Annotated in this window: 16 protein-coding genes and 1 pseudogene; 16 read left to right on the top strand and 1 reads right to left on the bottom strand. The window is 47.2% G+C overall.

Annotation, left to right across the window (positions count from 1 at the left end):
* Nucleotides 1–218: pseudogene (locus tag BW09_RS10835) on the top strand (hypothetical protein); the annotation flags it as partial.
* A gap of 170 nt (nt 219–388) precedes the next feature.
* Here the strand turns inward: BW09_RS10835 and BW09_RS03270 are convergent.
* The gene (locus BW09_RS03270) at nt 389–1,837 is read right to left on the bottom strand and encodes an ATP-binding protein (RefSeq protein WP_140462580.1); all 1,449 of its coding nucleotides are present in this window, start codon (nt 1,835–1,837) and stop codon (nt 389–391) included.
* A 1,028-nt stretch (nt 1,838–2,865) separates the two neighbouring features.
* Between BW09_RS03270 and BW09_RS03275 the strand changes: the two genes are divergently transcribed.
* From BW09_RS03275 to BW09_RS03345, 15 genes are all read left to right on the top strand, one after another.
* Entirely contained in the window at nt 2,866–4,011 is a 1,146-nt protein-coding gene (locus tag BW09_RS03275) for a glycosyltransferase family 4 protein (protein WP_140462581.1), read from the top strand.
* Nucleotides 4,008–5,306: a glycosyltransferase gene (locus BW09_RS03280; protein WP_140462582.1), complete on the top strand. Its 1,299-nt coding sequence runs from the start codon at nt 4,008–4,010 to the stop codon at nt 5,304–5,306. The genes BW09_RS03275 and BW09_RS03280 overlap by 4 nt, the downstream gene beginning before the upstream one ends.
* A 28-nt stretch (nt 5,307–5,334) precedes the next feature.
* Nucleotides 5,335–6,390: an NAD-dependent epimerase/dehydratase family protein gene (locus tag BW09_RS03285; RefSeq protein WP_219846515.1), complete on the top strand. Its 1,056-nt coding sequence runs from the start codon at nt 5,335–5,337 to the stop codon at nt 6,388–6,390.
* Nucleotides 6,391–6,482: 92 nt separating this feature from the next.
* Nucleotides 6,483–7,715 (top strand): nucleotide sugar dehydrogenase, encoded by a 1,233-nt coding sequence (locus BW09_RS03290; RefSeq protein ID WP_140462643.1) that lies wholly within the window; start codon nt 6,483–6,485, stop codon nt 7,713–7,715.
* A 52-nt stretch (nt 7,716–7,767) separates the two neighbouring features.
* A complete protein-coding gene (locus tag BW09_RS03295) occupies nt 7,768–8,832 on the top strand; it encodes a glycosyltransferase (RefSeq protein ID WP_140462584.1) in 1,065 nt (354 codons plus the stop codon).
* Nucleotides 8,833–8,855: 23 nt separating this feature from the next.
* Complete coding sequence (locus tag BW09_RS03300) at nt 8,856–9,686, top strand: NAD(P)-dependent oxidoreductase (protein ID WP_140462585.1); 831 nt, start codon at nt 8,856–8,858, stop codon at nt 9,684–9,686.
* Nucleotides 9,687–9,718: 32 nt separating this feature from the next.
* On the top strand, nt 9,719–10,243 hold the full coding sequence (locus BW09_RS03305) for a serine acetyltransferase (protein WP_258184968.1): 525 nt from the start codon (nt 9,719–9,721) through the stop codon (nt 10,241–10,243).
* Between the two features lie 234 nt (nt 10,244–10,477).
* Nucleotides 10,478–11,815, top strand: coding sequence for a hypothetical protein (locus BW09_RS03310; protein WP_140462586.1), 1,338 nt, complete (start codon nt 10,478–10,480; stop codon nt 11,813–11,815).
* Nucleotides 11,816–11,819: 4 nt separating this feature from the next.
* The gene (locus tag BW09_RS03315) at nt 11,820–12,752 is read left to right on the top strand and encodes a hypothetical protein (protein WP_140462587.1); all 933 of its coding nucleotides are present in this window, start codon (nt 11,820–11,822) and stop codon (nt 12,750–12,752) included.
* 15 nt (nt 12,753–12,767) lie between these two features.
* Nucleotides 12,768–14,213, top strand: coding sequence for an oligosaccharide flippase family protein (locus BW09_RS03320; protein WP_140464732.1), 1,446 nt, complete (start codon nt 12,768–12,770; stop codon nt 14,211–14,213).
* A gap of 19 nt (nt 14,214–14,232) precedes the next feature.
* On the top strand, nt 14,233–14,742 hold the full coding sequence (locus BW09_RS03325; RefSeq protein ID WP_140462589.1) for an acyltransferase: 510 nt from the start codon (nt 14,233–14,235) through the stop codon (nt 14,740–14,742).
* Between the two features lie 90 nt (nt 14,743–14,832).
* Nucleotides 14,833–15,990 (top strand): NAD-dependent epimerase/dehydratase family protein, encoded by a 1,158-nt coding sequence (locus BW09_RS03330; RefSeq protein WP_140462590.1) that lies wholly within the window; start codon nt 14,833–14,835, stop codon nt 15,988–15,990.
* Nucleotides 15,991–16,271: 281 nt separating this feature from the next.
* Nucleotides 16,272–17,303: a capsular polysaccharide synthesis protein gene (locus tag BW09_RS03335; RefSeq protein WP_140462591.1), complete on the top strand. Its 1,032-nt coding sequence runs from the start codon at nt 16,272–16,274 to the stop codon at nt 17,301–17,303.
* Between the two features lie 325 nt (nt 17,304–17,628).
* Nucleotides 17,629–18,225, top strand: a complete 597-nt coding sequence (locus BW09_RS03340; protein WP_181161737.1) for a DapH/DapD/GlmU-related protein — start codon at nt 17,629–17,631, stop codon at nt 18,223–18,225.
* A gap of 239 nt (nt 18,226–18,464) precedes the next feature.
* Nucleotides 18,465–19,556 (top strand): AbiH family protein, encoded by a 1,092-nt coding sequence (locus tag BW09_RS03345; RefSeq protein WP_140462593.1) that lies wholly within the window; start codon nt 18,465–18,467, stop codon nt 19,554–19,556.
* Nucleotides 19,557–19,711: the final 155 nt, after the last annotated feature.

The raw sequence follows: 19,711 nt of genomic DNA on the forward strand, positions 1-19,711 counted from the left end.
ACGCTCCGGCGGGCGGTCGTCTGGTGGACTGGAAGTCCACGGATGGCAAGAGCTATGACGGTGTCACCATGCATAACACGTTGACTGTGGGCGTCAAGAAGTTCGTGTTGAACCCGGGCGAATCCTATGAGGCGACCATTCATGTGGAGCTCGCACCCGGCGTCAAGACGCCTCTTGACGTCTACCAGACGCCGCAAGTGGAAGGCCGCACCGACTGAGTCCTGTGACTCTAGATTGAGCCTCCAGATTCTCTTTTGATTTTAAAATCAAAAGAGAATCAAACGGCAGGCAAATGAGATTTCGTTGAAATTCCGCCGTTTCTGCGTGCCGAGCTCCACCAAGATGCCCATCGAGTCAAAAGAAAAGCAAATGGCGGGCAAATGAAATCTCATGCCCAATACGGCAGATAACGTATATATCGTTTTCCGGCATCGGGATCCGCGATTTTGAGGAGATTCTCATCCAAACAGGCCTTGATAAGCCTGGATATCTGTGATGTGCCGCTTTGGGGGAGCGCGAATCTTTCTCGGAGACTGGTGTTGGTCATAGGCAATCTTTGCGCGTATTGCACGCAGGCATGCCAATACGCGGCATCGAGACGTTGCTCGCGCGTCAGTTCGCGGTACGGTGTCGACCGCGTCAAGGTCACTCGCATGTTGTCTCCGGGTTCTTCTACTTCCGGGGCGGGGAGATGGTGCTGCTCGCAGTCGAGAACCACTTTGTCCCACCCGGAACCGGCCTCTTCACACAGATGCAGGCGGCGGCATATGGCCGCCATTTTCTCATTGCGTGAATGAGGGGGATCGTTCAACAGTCTCGCGACATCCACTAAAGAGCGTCCGGGATTAGTGAATTCGATGCGATTGTCAAAAATGCATACCATTGGGCCGGCTCCAGTGATGGAGAGATCCTGATGAATGAGCATATTGGCGGTCAGCTCGCGCAATGCGGTATGGGGGAATGCACGCAGGGTGATTCGGCGCGCCCCTTGGATGACTTCTTGTTCGGGAAGCAACGCTTCGATGTATTCAAGCATCAGATCCAATTTGGCGTATCCGAAATCAAATGTCTTGCTGCGCGATGGTGCGATGGGGGAAGAGCCTTCGTACCGGATGACTCGCAACGCTTTACGGGAGACGGTCGGAAAATCGTTGAGATTCCGGGCGAAAAGCAACGCGCCAAGATTGGTAATGGAGTATCGGCCTGAATCTTGGATGGAGATAAAATGTTCGCTCGCAAGCAGATGCAGAGTCTGCTCGGTGGGCGTGGTCTGTGGAATGCCGAACTCTTGTCGGTACCAGTCGGTGTCTAGTTTGCCGAGCACTTCATCGTCGGTGAGCCCGCTTAGCGCGTATTGAAGTTCAAATACTTCAGCACGCGTGCGACTCCACAGCTCCTCTTCCCGTTTCGAGCTATGCTTGAGCTCCTGCGTTGAGGAGCCGGTGCGAATATAGGACAACCCTTGCCAAAGCACAGGGCGGTATTGGGCCGGCCATATGCGTAAGAGGACGAGATGCTTGCCGAAGGCTTCGACGGATTCAAAACGAAACTCGGCATTGTCGGATAAGTGCTGCCGAAGCCATAGCTCCAGTTCCTGATTGCCTACTTTGGCGACTTTAGGATTGAATGCGGTGCCGATAAGCTCATGGGTGGTGTCATCAATGCCCCATATCTTGTATGCGAAGGTGTGTCCCAGCAAGGCTGCTGAATTGGCCAATGCGGAGATATCGCGGCCGATTCGATTCGGGTCGGTGTTCCCGTGCTTGAACTCGAGGCATTCGTTTTCGCTGTCCTGGTTGGCGAGTGCGGTAATGAGGGTGATGAGATCTTCCGGCATGCTCGCCTCCTGTGGCTATTGATGTTCGACATCCGAGAGTCCTAAATGGCTCCTAAGAAACAATAGCCTCTTTTGATTTTAAAATCAAAAGAGAATCAAATGGCAGGCAAATGAGATTTCGTTGGAATTCCGCCATTTCTGCATGCCGGGCTCCACCAAGATGCCCATCGAGTCAAAAGAGAATCAAATGGCAGGCAAATGAAATCTCATGCTCTGGTGCAGTAGTTTGGAGCTGTCGGAGCCGTGACATCGAGGTTCGTCGGTCTTGGCTCCCATTGTCGGGATGTTGCCGTGAAGTAAACAGCGGAGCTGTTTGTAGATCTCGGCTCCCCTTGTCAGGACAGCACCGTTAAGCAAACAGCGGCGCTGTTTGTAGATCTCGGCTCCCCTTGTCAGGGGAGCTGGCCCGCGAAGCGGGTCTGAGGGGTAGTCCGCATGATGATGATGCTCGTGCGACTATTCGTGCCGTAGAACAGCTCTGTGTGCTGCTCTAGCATGTTCACGTACTTCCTTTACCCGCTCCACTCATACCACTTCGGTTTAGAATCTTTTAGATTCTTTTAGAATCCACGCAGGTCATCGAGGATTGCGGGTACGGAAAGGTGGATTTTGCGATTCCGTATTTGCGTGAGTATCTCAGAGAGCATGCCGCTTATATCCGTATGACGCTTGGATTACCTGAGTGATAAGCGCGTCATACTGTCTCATGCTCCTTTGGGGCAGGTTCTGTCCAAAAGTTGAAGCCGTGATTTCCATGTGCTTCTACTCGACGTTCACTTGACGCGGATAAACTGGCGGTCATTGATGCCGTATGGCGCGTTTCCGCATACTGATTTCCGATAAGGAAGAATTGGTTGGTACAGAGTACCCCCGACGGTATAGTATGAACGGATAAAGGACAGGTTTTGTGCGCGTGTAATGCGTGGAAAACGTTGGTTTGAGTAAGGATGTTCCGTGGAAGAGAGACGTTTTGCCGATAACGGCGCTTATGTCAGTTTTGATTCCGCGGCGTTGTGCGGGGTGTCGGTTTGAGAATCGCATTCATTGGTCATAAGCGCATACCCTCACGTGAGGGTGGCGTAGAGGTCGTCGTGGAAGAGCTGGCCGTTCGCATGGCGGCGCTCGGCCACGAAGTGGTGGTATACAACCGCAGAGGCCATAACGTGGCTGGTGCGCAATTCGACAGCAGCTCGAATCATTCTGGCGAACCGTATGAATACAAGGGCGTACATGTAGTGCCGGTGACCACCATTGACGCAAAAGGTCTGGCGGCTCTTACCTCCTCGTTCTTCGCCACATTGAAGGCGATCAAAGCGCGCCCCGACGTGATTCACTATCATGCGGAAGGCCCGTGCGTGCCGCTCCGATTGGCTCATTGGGCGGGCATCCGCACCGTGGCCACGATCCACGGCTTGGATTGGCAGCGTGCGAAGTGGGGACGGTTCGCGTCTTGGTATCTGAAGTTCGGCGAGCGAACTGCGGCGAAGTGCGCGGATGAGGTGATTGTGCTCAGCCGCAATGTGCAGCAGTATTTCAAAGACACATATGGGCGTGATGTGCACTTCATCCCGAACGGAGTGGAACGCAGCACACCGATGCCGGCTGATGTGATCACGCATAAATATGGTCTCAACAAGGATGGTTATATCCTGTTCCTCGGCCGAATCGTGCCAGAAAAGGGTGTGCATTATCTTATCGAGGCGTTCAAGAAACTGGACACTGATAAGAAGCTGGTCATTGCCGGAGGTTCCTCAGACTCTGCTGAATATTACGAGTCAATCAAGTCCGCTGCTACCTCGGATTCGCGCATAGTGCTCACTGGCTTCATACAAGGCGCGGAGCTTGTAGAGCTGTACAGCAATGCCTATATATACGTGTTACCCAGCGATCTCGAAGGCATGCCAATGAGTCTGCTGGAGGCCATGAGCTATGGCAACTGCTGCCTGACCTCCGATATTCCCGAGTGCACGGAGGTTGTGAGAGGCCATGCAGTGACCTTCCATAAGGGGGGGGACGCGGATGATCTTCGGGCAACACTTGCCGCACTGATCAATGATCCCGCTCGTGTGGCAGCTCTGAAAGCGGGCGCCGCCGACTATGTGACCGCGAAGTACAGCTGGGACAAGGTCGTTGACGCAACGCTCACTTTGTACCGAGGGAGCGATGCGCGATGAAGATCCTGCTGATCAACAAGTATTTCTACCGCAAAGGTGGCGCAGAGACCTATTTCTTTGCGCTGGCCGAAGGGCTGAAGACGCTCGGCCACGAGGTCGCGTTCTTCTCCATGCAGCATCCGAACAATGAGCCGAGCTATTGGAGCAAGTACTTCGTCTCCGAAAAGGATTACGTCGGGAAAATTTCAGCGTTCCAGCAGGCGAAGGAAGCCGCCACACTGGTGTATTCGTTCGAGTCGAAGCACAAGTTCGAGGCGTTGCTGGAGGAATTTCAGCCGGATGTGATCCATATGAACAACGTGCATCGTCAACTCACGTTGTCGATTTTGGATGCGCCGTACCTCAAGAAGCATCATGTGCCGGTGGTGTATACCGCGCACGATTACATTCTGCTGTGCCCCGCCTACACGATGGTGGATGGTTCCGGCAATGTATGCGATCGTTGCTTGGATCGCAGGTTCTTCCATGCGGTGGAGCATACCTGTGTGAAAGGTTCCAAGGCGAAGAGCGGACTCGCCTTCCTTGAAGCCGAGTTCCTGAAATACCATCACAGCTACGACAAGATCGACCGGATCATCGCGCCAAGCGAGTTCATGAAGAACAAACTTGATGAAGGTGGCTATGCCGGGCGCACCATTGCGATGCAGAACTTCCTGACAGAAAGCCAGATGGCGATGGCACGCAAGGTCACGAACACCGCCAAGTTCGATACTGTGGAGCCGTACTTCCTGTTCTTCGGCCGGCTTTCCAAGGAAAAGGGCATTCTTACGTTGGTCCGCGCATTCCTGGATGCCGCGGGCAAATCTCTGCCGCAGGATTGGAAGTTACATATCGTGGGTGATGGTCCGGAGCGAGGAACCATCGAGAATCTCATCGCACAGGCGGGCCCGGAAGCTTCACAGCGGATTGCGCTGCTCGGCTATAAGACCGGCGAAGAACTCCAAAGGGAGGTGGGCAACGCCCGTTTCAGCGTGCTGTGCTCCGAATGGCGTGAAAACATGCCGTACTCCGGCTTGGAGTCCTTGGCTGCACAGACTCCGGTGATTGGCGCGAACATCGGCGGTATTCCAGAGCTCGTGGTGGAAGGCAAGACCGGCTTTTGCTTTAACAGCGGTGACATGCATAGTTTGGTCGGTGCATTATTACATGCAGCGGCGCTTGATGGAAGTTTGTATTTGAGCATGCAACGGGAATGCGGCATCTATGTTGCTCAAAGGACGCTGCAATCCACTTATATTCGTGCTCTTGAAGAATTGTATGCATGTTGTTTACAAGAAAATGGAACTAACACTTGAATCGAAATACCGAGGAAAAACAATGGATATGATTGATTTACGAAAAAACACAGTTCTAGTCACTGGAGCTGCTGGTTTTATAGGATCGAATTTGGCGAAGCGCCTACTCGAAGACATTTCTGGCATTCGGGTTATCGGTTTCGATAACGTCAATGACTATTACGATGTGAGGCTCAAGGAACACCGTCTCGAGCAGCTGTCGCATTATGAGAACTTCACGTTCATCAAGGGCGATTTGGCAGAGAAGGACGCGGTGTTCGGTCTCTTCGAGCAATACCATCCAAAGGTGGTCGTGAATCTGGCCGCTCAGGCCGGCGTGCGCTACTCCATCACGCATCCGGACGCGTATATCCAGTCCAACCTCATCGGCTTCTACAACATTCTGGAAGCCTGCCGCAACTATCCCGTGGCTCATCTCGTGTACGCCTCCAGCTCCTCCGTGTACGGTTCGAACAAGAAGGTGCCGTACTCCACGGATGACAAGGTCGATAATCCGGTGAGCTTGTATGCGGCCACGAAGAAGTCCGACGAGCTGCTGGCGCACGCCTATTCCAAGCTGTATGTCATTCCTTCCACGGGCTTGCGTTTCTTCACGGTGTACGGTCCTGCTGGTCGCCCGGACATGGCCTACTTCGGATTCACGAACAAGCTGCTTGCCGGTGATGTCATCAAGATTTTCAACTACGGCAATTGCCGTCGTGATTTCACCTATGTCGACGATATCGTCGAAGGCGTGATGCGCGTAATGCAAGGCGCCCCTGAAAAGAAGACCGGCGAGGACGGTCTGCCTGTCCCGCCATATGCCGTGTATAACATCGGCAACGGTCATCCGGAGAACCTGCTCGAATTCGTGACAATCCTTCAGGAGGAACTGGTTCGCGCCGGCGTGCTGCCCGAGGATTATGACTTTGAGTCGCATAAAGAGCTGGTCGCCATGCAGCCGGGCGATGTGCCCGTCACTTACGCGGACACGGAGGCGTTGGAATGTGATTACGGCTACAAGCCATCCACGCCTCTGCGTGAGGGGCTGCGCAGGTTCGCCGAATGGTACAAAGCCTTCTACATCGACAAGGCCGGGCGCTGATAACGGCACTGCCGCTTTGCTGGATTTGCGATAGATTGAATGTAACAGCCGAATAGGTAGGAAGAAGAAAGAACATGAAGGATTTTGATTCGTTGAAGATTGCCGTTGCCGGTACCGGCTATGTGGGCCTGAGTCTCTCCACGCTGTTGGCCCAACACCATCAGGTGACCGCGGTGGATATCGTTCCGGCAAAGGTCGACATGATCAATAACCGCAAGTCCCCGATCCAGGACGATTACATCGAGAAGTACTTCGCCGAGAAGAAGCTGAACCTCGTCGCCACGCTGGATGGCGAAAGCGCATACCGCGACGCCGATTTCGTAATCATCGCGACCCCTACCAACTATGACAGCACCAAGAACTTCTTCGATACCTCTGCCGTCGAGGCTGTTATCGATCTGGTGATGAAGGTCAACCCGGACGCCATCATGGTCATCAAGTCCACGATTCCGGTGGGCTACACGAAGTCCATCCGTGAAAAGACCGGATCCAAGAACATCATCTTCAGCCCCGAGTTCCTCCGTGAATCCAAGGCACTGTACGACAATCTGTACCCGAGCCGTATCGTGGTGGGCACCGATCCTGACGATGAGCATCTCGTGGAAGCCGCGAAGACGTTCGCCAAGCTGCTTCAGCAGGGTGCCATCGAAGAGAACATCCACACGCTGCTGATGGGCTTCACCGAGGCCGAGGCCGTGAAGCTGTTCGCCAACACCTACCTCGCGTTGCGCGTCTCCTACTTCAACGAGCTCGATACTTACGCGGAGTCCAAGGGACTCAACACCCGCGAGATCATCGACGGCGTATGTCTGGATCCGCGCATCGGCACCCACTACAACAACCCGAGCTTCGGCTACGGCGGTTACTGCCTGCCGAAGGACACCAAGCAGCTGCTCGCCAACTATCAGGATGTCCCGGAGAACCTCATCCAGGCCATCGTGGAATCCAATGCCACTCGCAAGGACTTCATCGCCGATCGCGTGCTCGAGCTCGCCGGTGCCTACGGCCCGAACAGCGAGTGGGATGCCAACAAGGAGCATGAGACTGTGGTTGGCGTATACCGTCTGACCATGAAGTCCAACTCCGACAACTTCCGTCAGAGCTCCATCCAAGGCGTGATGAAGCGTATCAAGGCCAAGGGCGCTACGGTTATCATCTACGAGCCGACCCTCGAGAACGGAACCACGTTCTTCGGTTCCGAGGTTGTCAACGACCTTGACGAGTTCAAGAAGCGCTCCCACTCCATCGTTGCCAATCGTTATGATTCCTGCCTCGATGACGTGAAGGACAAGGTCTACACCCGCGATCTGTTCCGCAGGGACTGAAATAAAGAGCCATCTCCTATTATTCCAGCAATGAGTGCAAGGACATGCCAATATGAGTGAAAGCATTTGCTTCGTTATGCCAAGCATGAACGGTGGTGGTGCGGAGCGTGTTGTTTCCCTACTCGCTAACGAGTTTGTGCATAATGGACATGACATCACACTGTTTCTGACTAACGGAACTCATGTAGCATATGATTTAGATGAACGTGTTCATATTGATACGTCTTGTGCACTTGGCAATCCCAATTTTTTTGGTCAAATTAAAGCCATCCGAACGAAAATGAAGGAAATGCCGAAGACGGTTTTTATTTCCTTCATGGATGATCAAAATTTGTCTACACTGCTTGCTGGTATTGGTATGCCAAATCGTGTAATCATTTCTCAACGTAATGATCCGCACCGTGCTTTTGGAAAACGTCGACTGATTTGTGCCATTCATCCATGGCTGTATACGCTTGCTGACTGTGTGGTGTTTCAAACGAAGGATGCACTCGAGTATTACCCTAAGTATGCAGCTAACAAGTATAGGATTATTCTAAATCCTCTTAGTGATGTTCTACCCTCACCTTATGAAGGCGAACGGAGCAAATGTGTAGTTACTGTTTGTCGTCTGAACGAGCAAAAAAATTTGCCGCTTGCCATTGATGCGTTTGCGGAATTTCTCGTGCGGTTCCCTGATTATACTTTCGAGATTTATGGCGAAGGTGCGTTGGAAAGTGATCTAAAGCAGTATGCGGTATCCCGAGGAGTCGGCAACAGTGTTCATTTCTGTGGTTTTCGGAAGGACGTGCATGCCTGTATTTCTGATGCCGCCATGTTTGTGATTTCTTCTGATTTTGAAGGACTTTCGAATTCTATGATTGAAGCTATTGCATTAGGAATTCCGACGATTGCTACGGACTGCCCAATTGGTGGCGCTCGTATGGTCATCGATAATGGTGTAAATGGATATCTGGTTCCGGTGCGAGATAAGAAACGCCTGGTTGCTGCTATGTGCAGTGTTGCTGGAGATCCGGGCATACAAGAACGCTTTAGCAAAGCTGGAGCACGGCTGCGCGAACGTTTATCACTCGATTCCATCTCGAAACAATGGCTTTTGGCCATCCAAGCGAAATAAGACATAAAACTAAGGAGAAAACGATGAAGATTCTGGTTACTGGCGCTAACGGGTATTTGGGATGTGGCGTGGTCGATGAATTGCTTAAGCGAGGGAACGATGTTATTGCTACTGATTTCGCTTGCGACCATGTGAATCCATCGGCTTGTTGCATGCCTGATGACATCTTCTCGATTGATGATCCGTACGCACACTTCGGCCAGCCTGACGTGGTGCTGCATCTTGCATGGCGAGACGGGTTTGTGCACAATTCGAATGCGCATTTCGAAGATCTTCCCAAACATGTGGCTTTTCTGAAAAAAATGTGTGAGTCTGGAACCAAGCAGGTGGCATGCATGGGATCGATGCATGAAATCGGTTTCCATGAAGGAAGTATCAATGCTCACACCCCATGTTGGCCAATGAGCATGTATGGCATCGCGAAGGATGCGCTTCGTAATGCATTGAAGACCATCGCGTCACAGAACAATGTAAAGTTCCAGTGGCTTCGCGGCTATTACATCGTTAGCAATACCCAATATGGTAGCTCCATTTTCTCGAAAATCGTTGCGGCGGAGATCGAAGGTAAGAAAGAGTTCCCGTTTACCACTGGTCAGAATCAGTATGATTTTCTTGATTATTCTGATTTCTGTCATCAGGTCGCTGCGGCCGTTAATCAAGATGAGGTACTTGGAATCATCAACATTTGTTCAGGTAAACCCGAAAAACTTGCTGATAGGGTAGAGCGCTTCATAAGCGAGAACGGATTCTTCATCAAGCTGAAGTATGGTGCTTTTCCCGATCGACCGTATGACTCCAAAGCAGTATGGGGCGACGCCTCGAAGATCACCAGAATTCTTGATGCTGAATGTTGATTACCTATTTCTACAGAAAATGAGGGATTGAAATGGGTGTTTTGCTAGAACAAGATAAGCGACGATATGCCGTTGAGAAAATGCCGAGATTCCAGAGGCTGTTTCGCCGTTGTCAGGAATGCCATTTCAAACCCTTGCAACTGGTGTATCGGTTGCTGTTCCGTTGGTATCGACAAAAAAACTACATAGAGTTGAGCTACAAAACAGCAATTGGTGGTGGGCTGTATATTGGGCACCCGTATTGTATTACCATTAATCCTGCAGCTGTTATTGGACGGAATGTCAACATTCATCGTGGGGTCGTCATTGGACAGGAAAATCGGGGTAGAAGAAAAGGCGCTCCGACGCTTGGTAATGATGTATGGGTTGGTATCAACGCATCAATAGTGGGAAAAATTGTTATAGGTGATGATGTGCTGATCGCCCCCGGCTCTTATGTGAATTGTGATGTTCCGAGTCATTCTGTGGTATTTGGCAATCCTTGTATTGTCAAATACAGGGAAAATGCCACAGCAGGATACCTTAACAGCAAAGTTGATTTATGCAACAACGACTGAAAATGACGTGACACGAGGGGCAGAGGCGGATACAGGGTTGAGGATCATGATTACAACACATTACCGTCAACACATAAAACGAGAACTTACAGTATGCTCCGCAGATAACTAAAATGGCAAAATGGCTGACTTCTTTCAAAATGCTGATTACTGAAGCCAGAACTCAGATTATGTGTCTGAATACGTACACAGACACATCGTGTGTACAAATTGTCTAGATCTTTAGGAGTGGTAATGATTCGGTTAGAGAAGAATAAGATAATCCAATATATTTGGTTATATTTGATGTTGCTGATTCCCGGTAGCAGCGCGATGTCACGTTATCTGAATACCACTCTAGTATATGGTGCTGTTGTAGGCATATATGTATTTCTTATGCTATTGAGTGCAAAATACCGAAATGTTTATGTACTGTTGTTTTGTATTCTTCTTGTGTTAGCAACCCTTATCATCCGTGCAAAAACAGGAGGAGTAGGACCTCTGACACTTTTGTCTAATACAGCGATGTTGGTTGTCGTGTATATCGCAATATGCATAGATAAGTGTATGTTCCTTACGCGCTTTGTGCGAATTGTTTGTTTTTTTGGCGTTGTCAGCATGCTGTTTTGGTCTGTTTTTTGCATTAATCCTTCTTTAGTAAATGTGTGGCCAGCGACATCATACTGGACCCAGAATCTGGGAACCGGTGAATGGGCTACGGTTTTGCATGGAAAGGGGCTGTGGCTATATTCGTATCTAGAGATACATGCGACACGAAACTGCGGTTTCTACACTGAACCAGGTGTGTATCAGATAATTTTGAATGCGGCTTTGTTTGTCCTATTGTTTTGGAAAGATAAACTTCACTTTGACAGTGAAAAGCAATATCGTACGGCGATTGTCATAGTGTTATTGACATTGGTTACATGCCAGTCAACAACCGGTTATCTTTCTATGATGGTCATATTGCTGGTGTATTTCTTTAAACGTGACAGCGTTCTGGGGGCAAGTAAGATAAAGCAGAGGTTGGTGATGTTGGTCGCCATTCTTGCAATTGTGCTGTTTTCTGATTATATGTTGCGTGGAGAGTCGAGCTTGCTCTACGTTCAGGTGTTGCACAAGCTGTTTGGCGGCAATATCGGTGGCGGTATTGATCTTGCAGATAGCACTGGGCAGTATCGCTTGATTACGGTGATTGCCAGTTTGAAGGCTCTTTCCATGGATCCGTTTGGCATCGGTTTTGATGAATTTTATGTAATTCGAGATTCGCTTGACCCAGCGGCTGTTGCAGCGAGTATAGCGACTTATGCAGCTGTGTATGGTGTGCTTTTCTGGTTAGCAATGATGATAATGATTTTCTACCCGATGATTCAACGTGAACCAAGGAAAATACTCGTTGCAGTATTTGCATTCATGTTTATTAACTCGACAATTAGTGAAACATATCTTTTTTATCCAGGTCTTATGCTCTTCCCTATTTACCTCAGTGTGTATGCCTCGAATGAGAAATCGAAACTAATCGCTCATACCACGCAGACACGCAGATTACGTAATATTATAGTTCCGATACGTTCTTCTGCCATAGAGAGGTAATGCAATGGAAAGAACACTGATACTGGTTCCCAATCGCAGTTTCTATTTTTTTAATCAATTAGAGCTCCCTAATGTTGTGATTTCTCCCGTGTTCCGTTTGGTTCATGGTGCATCGCAAATTGCATGGAAATCATTCAGAAAGCTGAAGCTTAGTGCCAGCTCATTATTCTACGAGGACTGGTATAAAGATTTACGATCGTTTTCAAAGATCATAGTTTTTGATATGGCGGCATGGCTTGACAACGCTTTAATGCGTAATATCAGCAAGCATAAGAATTCTTCGGCGCGATGCTATTTGTATTCATGGAACATTGTTCGCAATGAGCATGTCGTTTTGGATCATTTCGCATCATGTGAGAAGTATGGTTTTTCGTATTATTCGTATGACTATAGCAACTGTAAGCAATATGGGTTCCATTTCAATACAATTATGTATGATGAGAATCTTCATCTATTATCTCATCCTCTGACGTCAGATATCTTATTTTTGGGCTTCCTCAAAGACCGTAAAGAGAATATGCTTGCTTTGTACAATCTAATTTCCGGTGCAGGAATGACTCCAGAGTTTGTTGTCGTTGAAAATAGTGCTCAACATGATAATTTGCCGTTCACTGTAAAGCACTCTTATGTGAATTATATGGATTATCTGGATATGGTTTCACGTAGCAAGGCGATTCTAGATATAACTCAACAAGGGCAGAATGGTTTCTCCATGCGAGTTATGGAAGCCATTTTTTTAAATAAAAAGTTGGTGTCGACCAATACGGCATTGTTGTCAGCTGATTTCTATGATCCTAATAACATATTAGTTATTGATTTACAGAACCCAGATAAGGAATTGTTGACCATGTTCTTGCAATCAGATTTTCATCTATATGATGAACAGATAAAACGTTATTATTCCGTCAGCTCATGGATTGATCGTTTCCAACAGTGATGGTAAAAAACTAAAATGGCGAAACATGGTAAACGACATATTTGGAATATACATCCCTCTGCAGGAGCGAAATCGGCTGTTGCATATACGTTCGCTTCCTTGTTCTCTAAGGGGTTGGCGTTTGTTACAGTACCTATCTTTACTCGTATCATGTCGACCTCAGAGATGGGTACTGTCAATCTATATAACTCGTGGCAAGCGATACTTACTGTTATAGCGACCCTTTCGTTAACCTATGGTGGATATATGGTTGCGCTCAAGGAGTACGAACACGAACGCGACCGGTATGAATCATCGGTATTGACACTAACGACGTTTTCCTCTCTTGTTTTTTTTGCAGTGTATTCTGTAGCTCCGGATTTTTGGAGCCGTATCCTTGGCCTCGATAAGTCGCTTATCTTACTGATGCTGGTAGGTTTCCTCTTGTTGCCTGCTACAGAATTCTGGCTAGCAAGACAACGTTATGAGTATAAGTATAAAGCCGCTACTTTGGTAACTATTGGATCGGCGATACTGGCATCTGCTCTTTCTGTACTTGCCGTCCTGTATATGCGTGAGAGCGGGAGGACTGCTGAGGGGCGATTGTTTGCTAACTATGCTGTGTTGTATGTTGTTGCTCTTGTGCTATGGATATACATCATGGTGCGTGGCCGCAAGTTTATTGTTATGCGGTATTGGAAGTTTTCTCTTGCTCTGAGTGTGCCCTTGATTGCAAACCAGTTTGCCACGCAGATTTTGAATAATTCTGGTCGTGTGATGATTGGATGGTTTGTCGATAATTCCGCTGTTGGTATTTATGGCACACTATCCTCGGTAAGTACGGTTTCCGCAATTGTGTGGTCGGCTATTAACTCTTCATTCATTCCATTTCTATACCGAAATATAGATGATTCTGAAGGTAAGAAGAGAGTTAGGAGCCTCTCTTCATTTTTGTTGCTTTCTTACGCTGCAATGTGTGTGTTGATAACTTTTTTGGCTCCTGAGGTGGTTAAGATTATTGCTACAGATGAATATATGGCTGCAATTTATATTATGCCGCCAATTTCAGCAGCGATTTTCCAGAATGCAATTTCAAATATGTATTCCAATGTTCTACTGTATCATAAGAAATCATCATATATTATGATAGCTTCAATTTGTGGTGCAGTACTCAATATTGTCCTTAATGCCATTCTTATTCCTCTGTTTGGTTATCAAGCTGCTGCTTATTCCATGTTGATTGCATTTGTTTTCCTGTCATATGTTCAGATGCGAATATCAAGGAAATTGCATTTCACCATCACGAAAACCCGAGAGACTGTTTATGACGATAAGATTATTATCGCTATACAGTGGTTAATGATTGTTCTTTCGGCGATTGCAATTCCACTTTATCGTTTCACTGTTGCTAGATACGTTGCGGCATTTGTTCTTATGGTCGCATCCTTGTTCTTCTATATGAGAATCAGAAAATCCATCTAAATATATAAAAGGATATGTTATGTTTGAGAAATTAATGACTCATTTCCGCAGTGCAGAGAAGAATGCGGAACATTATCGGAAAATGGGATTGAAACTGGGGAAGGGGGGCGAGATTTTGAATGGATGGGATTTCGGTAGTGAACCGTATCTGATTGAAATCGGTGATAATGTCAGAATCACATCCGGTGTAAAGTTCGTAACTCATGATGGAGGCGTATGGGTGCTTCGCCACATGTATCCTGAGCTATCCGACGTTGATCTATTTGGGAAAATCCATATCGGCAACAATGTTCACATAGGCTTCAACGCCATTATTATGCCGGGAGTGTCTATTGGCGATAATTGCTTAATTGGATGTGGAGCTATTGTCACACATGATATTCCTGCAAATTCCATTGCAGTTGGTGTCCCGGCTCGAGTAATCGAGAGTATCGATGATTACAAGGCAAAGCATATGGATGATTTTATGCACACAAAAAAGATGAGTGCTGATAAGAAAAAGACATTCGTTCTTCATCATCTGGAATAACAACTATTATAAATGTATTAATCTGATGGAAAATACAGCGATTAGTCTCTCCTCCAGTGTCTCAAGTCAATTTATAAGTTGAGGTTTGATATGGATCACAATATTCTTATTACTGGTGGTGCAGGATTCATCGGCTCCGCCATCGTCAATCGCCTTCACAGCAAAGGCGATTGGGATGTGACGGTGCTGGACTCCCTGTCTGAGCAGATTCACGGCAGGGAGCCCGAATCCTCGTATCTGTATCGTTCCATCCAAGGCAAGTGCCGTTTCATTCGTGGCGATGTGCGCGATTTGAATGCCATGCTGGATGCGATAGACGGTGTCGAGTATGTCATTCACTTGGCAGCTGAAACTGGTACCGGACAGTCCATGTACGAAATAAACCGGTATAACGAGGTCAATATCATGGGCACCTCGAACCTGTTGCAGGCCATCTCTACGAAAGGCAAGGCCAGCACTGTAAGCAAAATAGTGCTGTCTTCCTCTCGCTCGGTCTACGGAGAAGGCAAATACAGCTGCCCTAACTGCGGATTCGTGAACCCATCCTCCCGTACAGGGGAGCGAATGCTCGCCGGTGACTTCAACCTGTACTGCGATTCCTGCGGTGCCAAACTCACTTTGGTGGCCACTACCGAAGATACTCCGGCCAAGCCGCGTTCCCTCTACGCGTTTACGAAGTTGGCGCAGGAACAGATGCTCGCCACAATGTGTCCGGCACTCGGCATTGATTACACAGTGTTCCGCTTCCAGAACGTGTACGGCGTCGGTCAATCCCTTGACAATCCTTATACGGGCATTCTCTCGGTGTTCTCTACAAGGATGCTGCGCAACCAGCCCATCAACATCTTTGAAGACGGGCTGGAGAGCCGTGATTTCGTCAACGTGAAGGACGTCGCCGCGGGCGTGGCCGCCTCGCTCACCCATCCGGAGAGCAACGGGGAAACCATCAATCTCGGCAGTGGCGTGAACACTTCGGTGATTGACATCGCGAACATCCTGAAAGACGCCTATGCAAGCTCCAGTGAAATCAACATCACCGGTGATTTCCGCATCGGCGATATCGCACACAACAAGGCGGACATCACCAAGGCCCGCACCCTGCTCGGATTCGAGCCGTCCATCAGCCTGCATGACGGGCTGAATGCGTTCTGCAAGTGGGTAGGCACGGAGACGGTGGGCGATAACGGCTACGAGCATTCCCTCGAAGAAATGGAACATGCTGGCATGTTCGTCCGCAAACAGCATTGAGCGCGTTTATGACCGGCCGTCTTTTTCGGCAGGCAATTCCGACTCGCATGTCAGCTGGTACGTTTTTCATCCATGTGTTTTTGGAAATCGTCATTGGTATTCTTGGGCGTGAAGGTTCCTTTGTGGAATGGCAATGGTTTATAAGCCTCGTCATTGTGCCTAGAAGTCCACGATTACCTTTATCGCTTCCATTAAGAACAGCAAATAAACTCCATCACCGAATCACCTAGTACGATTCGCTGAATAGGCGGTATTCTGTACACAGAAGAGGAGAGCACAACATGGTCGCAGGTCATTCAAACATCAAACGAATAATGCATCGCATCAGTGAGGAATGCCGATCTACGGCGGAGATCGCAAGGCTGACGTCATGGCCGGAGGCGTTGGAGACCTTCATAGCCAAAGTGGATATTCAGGTGATGAACCGCAACGGGTTCAAGGAGCCTCCGGAGGTGCGCAAGCGTCTGGTTTGCAAGCACGAGATCCTCATGAAGTACTTCGAGAAGCGCTATGGCCGCTTCGCCGACGAATATGACTTCCATGCGCCTATGCCGCAGAGTGACCCCGCTCTTGAAGACAAGATTTGGATGTGCTGGTGGCAGGGTCTCGATCAGGCTCCCGAGATTGTTAAACGGTGCGTGGAATCCATCAAAAGTAATGCTGGCGATCGTGAAGTCATTATCATCACTGATGAGAACTACGAAGGCTATGTGCACATCCCCCAGTGGGTGAAGGAGAAGCAAAAGGCCGGCATCATCACTAGGACGAATCTTTCCGACCTGTTGCGGTTGTCCCTGCTTGCGGAGCACGGTGGTCTGTGGTTGGATTCCACGTTCTTCTGCACCGGCCCGCTCGAACAGATGACGTTCGCTGAGCCTGTGTGGTCGATTAAGCGCCCAGATTATCTGCATTGTTCCATCGCACAAGGGTATTTCGCAGGGTATTCGTTGCAATGCGATGTGGATCATCGTTGGATGTTCCGGGCCATCCGCGACTTTTTCCTCGAGTATTGGAAGACGAATGATTTCATGGTGGACTATCTGATGGTCGACTACATGATCGTCATGGCGCAACGTCATTGCGTCGAGATCGCTGACATGTTTCTGGCTATCAAGCCGAATAATCCGCGATGTGATGACTTGTACAAAATATTGGGTAACGCGTACGAAGACAATCAGTGGAAGGCGTTAACGTCGCAGACATCCCTGTTCAAGCTAACCTGGAAACAGAGTTTCCCGCTCACGGTGAAGGGTCGTCAGACGTTCTACGGGAAACTACTCGATGGATCATTGCCATTACAGCGCAGGGGATAACCACATGAGAATGAGAGCTATTTTTTTGAAGTGCAATTCACAACATTTTCTGTAATCGTCCTGTGTATGCAGTAATACACCATTATTTATGGATGAGATGATCCATAAACATTCCACATCAGGATATCTTCTGGCTGCCCGTGGAATCCTATTGTGACATGTTGGTACTTTCGGTGGTGTATGGATGTATTTGTTTCAGTGTTTCAGTAATGATAATGATCATGGTGTGCAGTCGCAAGTGGACTAATGTTTGGTGTTGGATAATAAGCGATCTTGCTTATATGCGACAAAATACAAAAAATATAGTATAACAAAAGGAATGGTTATGTCTTTTTTGAGGCTAACGAAGAATGCCCTGCGCGTATGGAAAATGCGCTCTGACTTTATCAAAAGGACAGGTATTCAGGTAGGTAAGAATCTTGACCTGCGTCTTCCCCAGTATGTTCATTGTGCAAATACGGCTGTTTTAGGTGATAATTGTCGGCTGTACTGCTGGGATTCATCGCATGGAAAGAAATTCGATCACGAGCCTGAAATTCGCATTTGTGAACGAGTGCGTGTGACGAGAAATCTAACCCTACAGTGTGCATCCCGCATCATTATTGAAGATGATGCATTGCTTGCTTCCGATTGTGTCATGATTGATTACGATCATGGCAAGTCTCCTCTCACTGATTCATATGTTATGAATCAACTTGAATTGACTGATGGAATCCGTATTGGACGTGGTGCTTGGATTGGGAATAACGTAATCATAGTAGGGGGGGTTGAAATCGGAGAAAAAGCTATAATCGGTGCCGGTTCAGTGGTAACTAAGTCGATTCCACCATATTCTATTGCAGTGGGGAATCCTGCGCGTGTGATCAAAAGATATGATTTTGATTCGGGTGTGTGGGTCAGTCGGAAGCTATTGGATTCGTAGACAGGAGTAACATACAGTCTCATATATGGCATTGCTGGTAATCGTATGAGGTAGTCTGATTGTTTAGCCCTTGTTGTGAGATGGGATGAACAATCATCCCATCTCACTCAGCGATTCAGTCATGATAACGTATTGTTTCGGAGTAGGCATAATACAGGGTTAATTGTTATATCGAGTAGTTTAATAGATAACATTGATTGGTTTGACTTAAATATTATGTTATTTTTTAGAAAAAGAACATGTTTGATAAGCAAAAACAATTGATAATAATAGGTAATGGATTTGACCTGCAATGCGGTCTTAAATCGAAGTTTGTTGATTATTTAGATTTCAGAACAAAAGAGAGAGGAGATTATCCGTGGGTTAGGTATTCGCAGAATCATAGTAAACTGTCAATCGATGCTAATAGAGCGCAAAATGCGGTGAATAATTCAGCAATAGTACCTTTCTTGTGGGACATAGTATTCTCAATAGAGTTGGAAAATAATAATTGGGTGGACGTCGAATATACGATTCAGCGCTGGGTCACCGATGACAAGCAAATCGGAATCTTGATTCAAATAGCCAAATTGACATTTGGAAAAATGATGCCTTTAGTGAAGCCAAATATTGAAGAACGATATTATATACAAATGTACCGTAATATCTCAATCTCAGAGTTCCGTGGTTTTCTTTTTGAACACTTAAGGCGATTGGAGGCGGATTTCAAGGATTATCTTAAAGGAATTGCTGAAGGACTTGCATATAAGGATAATGCGTCAAATTTATACGATATGCTCGCTCGTCAGCGGCCATGGTGTTCGGTTGACTATCCTGTTGAAACAGATGTATTGTCATTTAATTACACGAGACCTCTGCATTTTGAGCAAAATGGCTCAAAATATCCACTCAATAGTCTGGTAAATATACATGGCAAACTTGAAGATGATAACATAATCTTTGGCTTTGACATCGCTGATATTTCTTCATCTGATTATAGTATATGCCAATTTACAAAGACCATGAGGCTTCTTACCAGATATTTCGATGGTTCAAATTTTTCTTCTATTTTTCATAATAATTATGATTATATAAAAGTATATGGTCATTCCTTGAGTGATCCAGATTATTCATATTTTGAGAATATATTTGACCATAATCATTTGATTGATTCCAATGTGATATTAGTTTTTTACTATCCCTCTGATAAAAATAAATTAAAACGTAACTTAGTGTCTGATATCTATAAATTGTTCAGACACTACGAAAGCAGAAAAGGACTTGGTTTTTCATTGTTGCATAAATTGGTAATGGAAAATCGTCTTTACTTAACCGCTTTGGATATATATTGATTGTGATCAATGAGTTTTATTAATCCAAGCATATCCTTTTTATTAAGCAATGATGTTTGGCTATTGAGCCTATGCGGCCATAATAATATATAATTAGATGGATGATGATTGATTATGTTTTATAAGTCTATTTATTAGTGTTTTTTCATTTTCTT

Source organism: Bifidobacterium sp. UTCIF-1, from assembly GCF_006408915.1.
GTDB classification, from domain to species: Bacteria; Actinomycetota; Actinomycetes; order Actinomycetales; family Bifidobacteriaceae; genus Bifidobacterium; species Bifidobacterium reuteri.

Excerpts from the sequence above, each read along its gene's own strand:
- BW09_RS03270 (WP_140462580.1), bottom strand. The coding sequence starts at position 1,837 with ATGCCGGAAGATCTCATCACCCTCATTACCGCACTCGCCAACCAGGAC.
- BW09_RS03280 (WP_140462582.1), top strand. The coding sequence starts at position 4,008 with ATGAAGATCCTGCTGATCAACAAGTATTTCTACCGCAAAGGTGGCGCA.
- BW09_RS03285 (WP_219846515.1), top strand. The coding sequence starts at position 5,335 with ATGATTGATTTACGAAAAAACACAGTTCTAGTCACTGGAGCTGCTGGT.
- BW09_RS03295 (WP_140462584.1), top strand. The coding sequence starts at position 7,768 with ATGAGTGAAAGCATTTGCTTCGTTATGCCAAGCATGAACGGTGGTGGT.
- BW09_RS03300 (WP_140462585.1), top strand. The coding sequence starts at position 8,856 with ATGAAGATTCTGGTTACTGGCGCTAACGGGTATTTGGGATGTGGCGTG.
- BW09_RS03305 (WP_258184968.1), top strand. The coding sequence starts at position 9,719 with ATGGGTGTTTTGCTAGAACAAGATAAGCGACGATATGCCGTTGAGAAA.
- BW09_RS03310 (WP_140462586.1), top strand. The coding sequence starts at position 10,478 with ATGATTCGGTTAGAGAAGAATAAGATAATCCAATATATTTGGTTATAT.
- BW09_RS03315 (WP_140462587.1), top strand. The coding sequence starts at position 11,820 with ATGGAAAGAACACTGATACTGGTTCCCAATCGCAGTTTCTATTTTTTT.
- BW09_RS03320 (WP_140464732.1), top strand. The coding sequence starts at position 12,768 with ATGGCGAAACATGGTAAACGACATATTTGGAATATACATCCCTCTGCA.
- BW09_RS03325 (WP_140462589.1), top strand. The coding sequence starts at position 14,233 with ATGTTTGAGAAATTAATGACTCATTTCCGCAGTGCAGAGAAGAATGCG.
- BW09_RS03330 (WP_140462590.1), top strand. The coding sequence starts at position 14,833 with ATGGATCACAATATTCTTATTACTGGTGGTGCAGGATTCATCGGCTCC.
- BW09_RS03335 (WP_140462591.1), top strand. The coding sequence starts at position 16,272 with ATGGTCGCAGGTCATTCAAACATCAAACGAATAATGCATCGCATCAGT.
- BW09_RS03340 (WP_181161737.1), top strand. The coding sequence starts at position 17,629 with ATGTCTTTTTTGAGGCTAACGAAGAATGCCCTGCGCGTATGGAAAATG.
- BW09_RS03345 (WP_140462593.1), top strand. The coding sequence starts at position 18,465 with ATGTTTGATAAGCAAAAACAATTGATAATAATAGGTAATGGATTTGAC.